Origin of the sequence: Rhodococcus sp. 5A-K4 (genome assembly GCF_046097995.1) — a bacterium.
GTDB lineage: Bacteria > Actinomycetota > Actinomycetes > Mycobacteriales > Mycobacteriaceae > Rhodococcus_F > Rhodococcus_F erythropolis.
In genome coordinates this window covers 35,393-42,786 of record NZ_JBJURM010000021.1, presented here as the reverse complement: position 1 = coordinate 42,786, position 7,394 = coordinate 35,393, and the positions used below count along the sequence as shown (strand labels likewise).

The 7,394-nt window shown below is 61.8% G+C and carries 6 protein-coding genes and 1 pseudogene; all 7 read right to left on the bottom strand.

What is annotated here, in order from left to right:
- Positions 1-258: 258 nt before the first annotated feature.
- Positions 259-606, bottom strand: coding sequence for a DUF3024 domain-containing protein (locus ACKAMS_RS24145; RefSeq protein ID WP_125053412.1), 348 nt, complete (start codon positions 604-606; stop codon positions 259-261).
- 38 nt (positions 607-644) lie between these two features.
- Complete coding sequence (locus ACKAMS_RS24140) at positions 645-1,808, bottom strand: IS30 family transposase (RefSeq protein WP_231783692.1); 1,164 nt, start codon at positions 1,806-1,808, stop codon at positions 645-647.
- 316 nt (positions 1,809-2,124) lie between these two features.
- Positions 2,125-2,346: a hypothetical protein gene (locus ACKAMS_RS24135; protein ID WP_408989654.1), complete on the bottom strand. Its 222-nt coding sequence runs from the start codon at positions 2,344-2,346 to the stop codon at positions 2,125-2,127.
- A 432-nt stretch (positions 2,347-2,778) separates the two neighbouring features.
- On the bottom strand, positions 2,779-3,417 hold the full coding sequence (locus ACKAMS_RS24130) for a hypothetical protein (RefSeq protein WP_003943443.1): 639 nt from the start codon (positions 3,415-3,417) through the stop codon (positions 2,779-2,781).
- A 608-nt stretch (positions 3,418-4,025) separates the two neighbouring features.
- Positions 4,026-4,625, bottom strand: coding sequence for a hypothetical protein (locus ACKAMS_RS24125; RefSeq protein WP_408989653.1), 600 nt, complete (start codon positions 4,623-4,625; stop codon positions 4,026-4,028).
- Positions 4,626-4,683: 58 nt separating this feature from the next.
- Positions 4,684-4,932: a hypothetical protein gene (locus tag ACKAMS_RS24120; protein WP_372461259.1), complete on the bottom strand. Its 249-nt coding sequence runs from the start codon at positions 4,930-4,932 to the stop codon at positions 4,684-4,686.
- Between the two features lie 1,560 nt (positions 4,933-6,492).
- A pseudogene (locus ACKAMS_RS24115) lies at positions 6,493-7,101 on the bottom strand (uracil-DNA glycosylase); the annotation flags it as partial.
- Positions 7,102-7,394: the final 293 nt, after the last annotated feature.

The following is a 7,394-nucleotide window of genomic DNA, read 5'->3' as shown; positions in this document are numbered from 1 at the left end:
CGGCCGACGGCGGTCGCGTACTTTGCTGATCAGCCTATCAATCGTGTCGGGCAAAACCGGCAGCAGGCACACGCGCCTCACCTCCGATTTGGCATGTGATCAGCTTCCTGTGGAGCGTGGGAATGTTGTGACAGATGCCTGGCCTCAATTCCCCGCAATAATCCACTGAAAAGTCATGCAGGCCTACCGGTACAGCGCGAGGCATGTCGAAAATGGATCTTGGTCTCAATAGGTCAACGCATCACCGACGATAACGGATCAACCCCAGAAGATCGGGTCCGCACCGCTTTCGATGTGATCGAGCAAATCCTGAACGTGAGGACTCGGCGCCAAGAACTGGTAACGGTGAAACTTGAGGTTCCGGTCTCGCCAATACAGAGTCCACAGCCCGGTTTTCTTCGTGTAAGACAGGCGGGCGATCGGGAATCGTGTCCATTCGGGTCCGAAGTCCTCTCGCCACGGCGGTCTGCATTCGCAGATCGTGACATGGCGCAGCGCGATGTCGCATTCGACCCGAATCTCATGACGCAGACGATCGGGAACCCGACTGGCGCAGTACTTCACGATCCGGGCGACATCGAGTTCGGGAAGACCGGTGGCAGCCATGACCATCATCATGCCAACCGCCGTTATAGCCAGCTTTGCTATCCGACTGCGGAGGAGCCGAGCACCTGGTCTTCTCGTTGGCGTGGACTGTTCCAGTCGAGCACCCGACGAGGCCGATTGTTGAGTCTTACCGCGATCGAATTCAGGTCCTCCTGGCTGAAAGTGCGCAGGTCAGCGTTCTTGCGCAGGTACTGGCGCAGGAGCCCGTTCGTATTTTCGTTCGTCCCTCGTTGCCACGGATGATGCGGGGCGCAAAAGTAGATGGGCAGGTCGAGTTCTGCGGTGATGCGCTCGTGCGCGGCCATTTCCAGTCCCCGATCCCACGTCAACGACCGACGCAGATGCGCAGGCAACCGGCCCAGATAGGCGATCAAGGCGTCCGCAACCGTCTCGGCCCGGTACCCGTCCAGCAATGCGACCACATGCACGGCGCGGGATTGCCGATCTACCAGCGTCGCGACCGCCGACGGGCGGGTGCCAAACACGAGATCACCTTCGAGGTGTCCGGGCTCGCTACGATCGCCGGCCGCAGCTCCTCGAAGCTCGATGGAGACTCTGTTCCGTATCTGTCCGCGCCCGTGGGAGCGTTTCTTCCCACGAGGGCGGCGGATCCGCCGATCAGTACGCAGTTCGTGAAATTTTGTATCGTCGAATACTTGTCGCGACGGTATGTACAGGCAGCGGTAAATCGTCTCGTGCGAAACCCACATCTGCGGATCGGACGGGTACTCGCGTCGGAGCCAGGCGGAGATCTGCTGCGGAGACCACTGCTCACTCAGCTTCCCTGTGACAATCTCCCGCAGAAAATGCCTGGTGGAGAGGGTCGAGATTTGAGGGCGGCGCGCGCGGACATACGCTGCGGCATCCGCCAGGGTCGCCCGATAGTGTTCGCGGCCGCCGTTGCGGGCGATCTCCCGTGCGATCGTGGACGGGGATCTTCCGAGTTTGTCGGCGATCGTCCGAGCGCTGTCACCGGCGGCGATCCCACGGGAAATCTCTTCACGCTCCCCGGCCGTGAGATGAGATGCTCGCCGACGACGTGGGAGCGGCCGGATACCGCCGGATTTACGCAGGAACCGGCCGATCTGAGGGACACTCTCCCCGAGGACCCGCCCGGTCGCACTCAGCGAATCACCGCGACGCCACATCTCCCAGATCGTGTTCTCCTGTTCCACAGTGAACCCGAGCGCCTTGTTGCCCATCCATGCCTCCACGATCACGCATCATGTCACCAGCAGTGATGCGTTGACGTGTTGAGAGCAAGATCGGTATTCGACACTTCTGTGAAGCACGTATACCCCCAGCTCGTACTGAGGTTGAGGTGTCGAGAACTGGTGTCGACAATCTATGTCGAATAACCCACAGACCTTGTCTTTTCGACAGAGAAATTTCTTTCAGGCTGCCCACAGACGATGACGAGGGCGAAGAGGATGCAGCCGAGGATAACGGCAATTTCTGACCTCGCTCCGAGAAATTTTCGGACGCACTTTCGTCGGTCGATGCGAGGCGGTGGTGCCGTCATGGTGTGGGGGAGGGTTGGATCATGGCTTCGAGCCTGGTGAGTCGTTCTTCGAGGACGCCGGTGATGGCGAGCAGTCCGAGCACGGTCGGTTCGGTGATGTCGCTGCCCTGTTGCGCGTGTGTGAGCAGCGTTGTGCGCAGGAGTGAACACATGGGGGCGTCGTCGCTGATGGGGAGTTGCTCGAGTTTGGCGGTCAGACGCTCGTCGGGGGAGGCCATGGGTAGCTCCTGCACGTGTGGATCATGCAGGCCGAGTGAAAGGGGCGACTGCCTGCGCGGTGGTAACGGGTGGTGCGTGGTGCGCTGGAACCGAGGCGGAAAGCAGCGCACCACAGTGTGATGTTACTGCGTCATTGCTGGCCGGTCGGTAAGCGGGAGGTAAGTGACGGCGCACCCCTGGACGCGAGGAACTAGCTCGGTACAGGTTCACCTGCAGGCGGCGAGATACTCCTCGGTAGTTCAATGCTCAAGTAGTTGTAACTGTGCGAAGACTGGTAACCGGGGTGGGTGACACGTAAATTTTCGGGGGCGGCATCACCCGGTCCCCAACGGGAATGGCGAACGCTCCGCCGGTAGCCACCCCTGGTCTATCGGCGGGCGAGCCGTCCCGCAGGTTTCAGCGCATCGACTGTGTTTTCGCTGCACCGGCGGTCAGCGCGGGTTGGGAGTGCGCCACAGGCGCGGGGGGTCGCCGTCTTCGGTGTTGGCGAGGGCCCGGATTCCGTCGGCGTCCTGGGCGAGGATGTCCGCGAATTGCTGTCTGTGGGTGTCGTCGAGTCCGTCGGGAAGGTTCGCACCGTCGGTGATGGATGCCGCGGCGCCGTCGAGGTAGCGGGCGATCCGCAAGAGCAGCGGGCGTGGCGTCGGGACGACGGAGTGGTTCGCGTCGGCGGTGATCATGCCGAGGGTCGAGAGCAGGGACAGGCCTGCGACAGCTTCTTTGTCGTCGAGGTTGATGTGCGCGACTTTCAAGGCTTCGGCCAGCGCCGCGGTGGTCAGGCCGACGGCAGCGACGGGCACGGAGATGGTGCGCTCGAATTCGATCAGATCGGCGCCGGGGGCTTCGTCGGAGAGAGACATAGCGAGGGACTGCGCGAACGCGATCAGACGTTCGTCGGTGAAATCGCGCTGCGCGGTCTGGCGGGTGACTCTCATCAGGGTCGCGTATTCGGTGAGTTTGTCGTCGAGGATTGTGCGGGCTTCGGTGTCGGTGATCGTGAGCCCGAGATCGAGGAGGGCGGCCCGGAATTCGGTGGATCGGGTGTGGAGCCAGGTGGGCCGAGGACTCATCGCTGCTCCCGTGAGGTTGAGGCCGTGGTTGTCGAGGTGAGCTTAGATCCGCCTCACATCGCAAGAACGAAATGGCCGCCGAAACACGCCGGGTGGTTACAGGTCAGTGAAATCGTGTGCGCTACATTTCCCTTCCGCACCATCTCCGTTCGAGGCGGCGATGGATAGGGGTTCGCCGAGATGTCACACGACTGCAGGCGAGCCGCTCCCGATCGTGTGCCCGGCCCCCCCAGAGTTGGGCACACTCGACCCACCCAGCTGGTACTGACGACCAGCAGGGTGGGTCACCCAAAGGTGTGCGGTGTGTTTTCCTCGTACCGAGTGGCCCAGGTGATAGTGGCCGAGGATGCAGTGAATATCCGATTCGGGTCTCCGCAGCGGGTTTCTCTTCGTTCCGTCGAGAACCCGTGTGCAGAACCTACGTCGAATATCGTCTCCATCAGTGTCGGACGGTACTCGAGTGCTGATGCGGAAAAACGTACAGTCAAACCACAGGACCTACTCAGTGAATGTGTGGATCAAAGTCGGGCGAGAGTGTCGAAGACCGCCCCCGGAAATTGCAGCTCCGACGTGCTCAGGACTGGCCGGACTTTCGCTGGGCGTGAGAATCAGTTGTCGAGTATTTCCCGGCATTGTTCCGGGGTGTTGCCTTGCTGCAGGCAATTCGACCACAGGACCTGGGGATGGTTCGGCGGATTCGTTACGGTCGGCGTGCTTGTCGTGGTCCGAGGAGTGCCAGCTGTTGGCGGTGCATCGGACATTCCGGCTTCGGCCCGAGGGTCGGGGAAGGTCATTCCTAGTGAGTTGGTGCACGTGGTTCCGTCGCAGGATCCTCCGTTGGCGGTGATCTCGCTGACCCGGTTGATCGCTGCGGGGCCGGCGCATTCGTCCGTCCAACCGTATGTTCCGTCCGTGAACGCGGTGTTCGGGCCGGGCGAGGTGCAGTAGTCGATGTGCTTGGTCACCGCCGGCGTTGACGAGTCGATGAATGTCGCCTCCGCTGTGGGCGGTTCGACGATGGCTTCCGTCGTGATCTCCACAATCGTGGTACTGGAGACCGGTGTGAGTGTCCCTGAGGAGCTCGGTGTCGTGGCGGTTGCAGTTGCTCCCTCAGACGAGGCAGGTTCGGTGGATGTGCCCTGGTCGCTGCATGCACTGAGCGCGAGAAGCAGCATCGGCGCTGCTAGCCAGGATTTTTTCATTGTCATTTGTGATCGCTTCATCCTGTGGACGGGTCGGCGTGTGGTGGCAGAGCTAGGACGGGTGTCAGCGGCGCATTTCTGCGTACGCCTGTCGCCGCAGCTGTCGAAGTTGCCGCCCATCGGCCAGTTGCCAGTCCCTCCAACCGTGCCGTTGCCGGCCCATGATGTCCGTCAACGGCGCCGAGGGTGGCCCGTAGCGTTTCCCGTCGACGTCGAGGGCCCCGTCCCGCGTGATCGTTGCGATGTAGGTGAGCCCGCGGCCGGTATCGTGATACGTCAGCTGGTCGCCGACCTGTAGATGGCCGAAGAGCATGAGCTGCAAGATGTCGTCGTCGTACGCGATCGGGGCGGAAGACGGCATGATTCGATCGGGTTGGTGTGTGAGCATGGAGGATTCGGATGTCGAATCGTCGCCATCGCCGTCGCACGAGTTCGGATTCGGCTCGTCAGGTTGTGCGGTTGCGGTGGCTGCACCCTCGAGATGATGTTCCGTTGTGGGTGTCGGTATCTCGACTTTGTCTGCGTGTTGGTTTCCCGAGCCCACGAGGTTTCCGATCCCGCGGCCCACCCACCCGAGCCCGGATCCGACTCCTGAGGCACCGGCACCGATCGCTTTGCCGGCCGCGCCGGCGACAGCGCTGCCTGCGGACGCTGCCCGACTTCCGACTTCCGCCAGGGCGTCGACGACGCTGGGACTCTCGTGGTCGGTCCATCCCATGACCTGACTGCCACGTGCCTGCGCGAAGTCGTCGAGGTCGTCCTTGAGTTTGACGATGTCGTGTTTGAGATTGTGGGCGGCGCCCCACCGGAACCCGTCGAGTCGGTGCATTTTTGCAAAGTTCGACAGTTCCGACCGCGCGTGCAGCAACAGTTCGCCGTCGCGTTCGAAATGCTCGGCCAGCACTGTGCGTGCGTCGTCGAGCACCACCTGCAGATGCTGCGGCTCGGTGGCCTGCACGCGCGCGATCCGCAACCGCTGCCACAGATAGAGCGACTGCTCACCGACCACCAACAGGTGCAGGGATTCGCCGAGCCGGTTCTCTTCGATTGCTCGGCGGAGATAGTCGGCGCGATCCTGGACCGGGCGAGTGGCATCGAACCCGGCCAAGGTGCGTTTGACGTGTTCTCGGAGGCGCTCGATGGTCACATTCAGGGTGGGCCGGAGTCCGGCAACAGATTCCCAGTCTGCGGTCGGCAGTGTTCCGTGTTCGTCGAGAGTGGTGACGAGCCGATCCAAGGTTGTGAAATGACCGACCACGTCACCGACTCGGGACGCTTGGGCGAGGGCGAGGAGTTGTTCGACTTTACCGTCGACGCGGGCGATCGATTCGTTCACCGACGCGATGGCCACCGAGAGGGCGACCTGCACCGCGATGAGTTGGTAGGACAGTGCTTGGGTGGGGCCGAGGGACACTTTCTGCCATTGCAGTTGTTGGCGGAACTTCCCTGCTTGGTCGACGACGGTCATTCGGAAGAATCCGTTGTTACCGGGCAGCACCTTGTACGTCTTCAATGCCTGGACGCTGTCCGGTGACAGTCGCACGAACTGACCGGCCTGGGCGGCAATAGATTTCGCTCCGACGGCAGCGGCGGCGACATTGGCCATCGAGGTTGTGCTGACGCCGGAAACATCGAGTGCCTCGCCGGCGAGATCGGTCAGGCGCGCGAGGTATCCGGCTACGACCTCCGGGTCCCCGGCAACGAGAATGCCTTCCGGCTCGACGGAGACAGCGAGTTCGCTGCCAGGGCCGGCGCCCTCGAACAGGTCCATTGCAGCAGTGCCTGGTCGAGTGGGCTCTGATAATGAACTGTTCGACGAGGGTGTCTCGTTCATCGATGTCCGCTTTCTGCTGGTGTGGTGGTTTCCGGTGGAAAGCATCCTGGCGATGTCGGTGATGGCGGCGTCGAATCGTTCCCGTCCGCCGGCCGAGTTCAAGCCACGATCGGAGCAATGAGGAATGTTTCCCGGAACGACATACACGTCGCGTTCGATGCCGGCGCGCTCCCACCCGTCCCGTGCGGCGACACCCAACAACAGCACTATCTCCAAATTCGGGCACAACGCGACGAACTCTCGGGTCCACTGAGCCGCGCGGGCACGTTCGGCCGGGGTCGAACCACCGTTCTTGACCCCGGAGACAGGGAACGGGACGACATTCCAATGCACCACGTCCGACCACGAAATACCGGCGCGGGCATACGCTTCGCGACAGTTGCGTGCAGTGCGGTCGTTGTTGTCGAGACTGAGCAGACCGGACCCGGTACCGGCCTCAGCTTTCGTGGAGGGGTTGTCCAGCAGAACAAGAACTCGCGCATCGATTCCACCGAGATCCGGATCCACGTAGGGCACGTGTCCGTGGGGGAGCCCGACAGAGTCGGCGATACGGTCAGCGAGCGAATTCAACGCCGCCACATGAGTGTCGCGAATACGATTCTTCTTCTCGACAACTACCGTGGGGTCGGCGTTGCGTCCGTTACTCATGATGGTGAGTATTCATGGTCGTCGTACTCCTCGAAACAGGCGCCCAGCAGATAACTCGTCCACCGGCCAGAGTTTATGAACATGCTGTGGCAATCGCTCCGATGACAATCACCAAGAAGACAACGAAACCGATGAATTCCACGACTCCTTCAGCGGGTGAACCCTTTTTCGCAGCACTCATCTGAACCTCACTCCTGTCGTTTTCCCGCGAAGCTCAGACACGATCAACGCAGATGCGACTCGCAGTCTCATCGCCCTGTTTCGCAGCAAGAGTGGCACGGCCCGCCGACATG

Bases quoted from the DNA above. Each gene is read 5' to 3' on its own strand.
- ACKAMS_RS24125 (WP_408989653.1), bottom strand. From the start codon at position 4,625: ATGACAATGAAAAAATCCTGGCTAGCAGCGCCGATGCTGCTTCTCGCG.
- ACKAMS_RS24135 (WP_408989654.1), bottom strand. From the start codon at position 2,346: ATGGCCTCCCCCGACGAGCGTCTGACCGCCAAACTCGAGCAACTCCCC.
- ACKAMS_RS24120 (WP_372461259.1), bottom strand. From the start codon at position 4,932: ATGCTCTTCGGCCATCTACAGGTCGGCGACCAGCTGACGTATCACGAT.
- ACKAMS_RS24130 (WP_003943443.1), bottom strand. From the start codon at position 3,417: ATGAGTCCTCGGCCCACCTGGCTCCACACCCGATCCACCGAATTCCGG.
- ACKAMS_RS24145 (WP_125053412.1), bottom strand. From the start codon at position 606: ATGGCTGCCACCGGTCTTCCCGAACTCGATGTCGCCCGGATCGTGAAG.
- ACKAMS_RS24140 (WP_231783692.1), bottom strand. From the start codon at position 1,808: ATGGGCAACAAGGCGCTCGGGTTCACTGTGGAACAGGAGAACACGATC.